This is a genomic window from Pseudomonas sp. SIMBA_041 (assembly GCF_046535095.1).
Lineage (GTDB): Bacteria > Pseudomonadota > Gammaproteobacteria > Pseudomonadales > Pseudomonadaceae > Aquipseudomonas > Aquipseudomonas mucoides.
Genome location: NZ_JAWRXJ010000885.1, coordinates 1 through 239, shown reverse-complemented (window position 1 = coordinate 239; position 239 = coordinate 1). Strand labels below are relative to the sequence as shown.

At 63.2% G+C, this 239-nt stretch carries 1 pseudogene; it reads left to right on the top strand.

Annotated elements, in window-relative coordinates:
* Positions 1-239: pseudogene (locus tag SB725_RS33690) on the top strand (amino acid ABC transporter permease); the annotation flags it as partial.

The window sequence follows — 239 nt, the reverse complement described above, 5'->3', positions numbered from 1 at the left end:
CGTTCAACGATCTGATCACGCTCGCCAAGGGCACGTCGATGGTGTACGTGCTCGCGATGCCCGAGCTGTTCTATACGGTGCAGGTGATCTATCGCCGCAACCTCGACGTGATCCCGCTGCTGATGGTCGCGACCGTCTGGTATCTGATCATCCTGACCGTGCTGTCCGCGATCCAGGTGCAGGTCGAACGCCACTATGCGCGCGGCGCGCTGCGCAATCCGCCGCCGTCGGCGTTGACC